Annotated in this window: 1 protein-coding gene; it reads left to right on the plus strand. The window is 56.0% G+C overall.

All coding sequences use genetic code 11. The annotated features are described in order from the left end of the window. Nucleotides 1–495: 495 nt before the first annotated feature. A complete protein-coding gene (locus JF66_RS20630; protein ID WP_156109988.1) occupies nt 496–873 on the plus strand; it encodes a hypothetical protein in 378 nt (125 codons plus the stop codon). Nucleotides 874–1,046 lie beyond the last annotated feature (173 nt).

The following is a 1,046-nucleotide window of genomic DNA, read 5'->3' on the forward strand; positions in this document are numbered from 1 at the left end:
ACCGAGCTGGAGCAGTCGCGCACGAGCAACCGCTGTGTTGCGACGATCACTTGAAACCGCCTGGCAGAAATGGCCCCATTTTCAGTTGGCGTTAACAACAGTTCGGCGTGGCCCGATCGACTGTTTACCGCGCTGTTAACGCGGTGAACTTCGCAAACCGGTTGATTTACTGCGGAGTGGGCACGAGCGGCACAACCTGCACAATCAGTAACGGGTATAGCGCGACTCGGTCGATCGACCTCGCTCTCGGAATCAGCCGGGGTACCGTCGCTACGCAGCTCAGTATTAGCTCAAGCGCGACCGTGTCGGTCTCCGTAGCGTGCACCTCGCCGGCGCTTCAAATTGGCCAGAAATTTGCAGCCTATCCATATGGAACCAAGATCAGTTACCAGGTCAGGAAAATCCAGATGTATTACCCGACCCAGACGAGAGGGACTCTATACGCGTTCAATCCCAATGGCTCCATCTGCTGCCGCACGGACTAATGTCCTCAACATGAAACAGTTGCGCGACTCGTGGCCAATCTGCGGCTTGGTTACTGTCACCGTCCTGGTAGCGCTGACTGGATGCACAACTGCAGCCGAACCTCCGAACGTGACCGAGATGAGCAGCTTTGTCGGCAGCCATTTATCGGATTTCCGTCCTGCTGTTGGTGACCAGCCCTTCTTGATCTACGATATTTCCAAGCCGGTGTTGGGACTCGAGCCGCTCTACAACGACGGACAGCCCCAAGACAAGTGGACTATCGTCGCTCAATGCGTCTCCGGTGAGACACTCGCAGTTGCGGTCCTCGCGAGCGACGACATGACCGAGGACATCAACACAGAAGCGAAGTCAGGAAAGTTCGACTCGACTCTCACCGAGTGCGGCTGAAACGTTGAATCTGTATCCCACAAAATGACAAAGCTCGGCGTGTAGTTGTCGTCAGCGTCGACCACTAGATGCGGCATCAATCAGGGCCTGAGCCTCGCTGACGACTCACTCCAGACGCGCATCTAAGCGAGCACCGCGAGCTACCGGAACCATTTCGCAGCGGTTGATAAAGT

Source organism: Cryobacterium sp. MLB-32 (assembly GCF_000738085.1).
Lineage (GTDB): Bacteria > Actinomycetota > Actinomycetes > Actinomycetales > Microbacteriaceae > Cryobacterium.

What these genes read in the sequence shown, in the direction of transcription:
- JF66_RS20630 (WP_156109988.1), top strand. Translation starts at nt 496, where the DNA reads ATGAAACAGTTGCGCGACTCGTGGCCAATCTGCGGCTTGGTTACTGTC.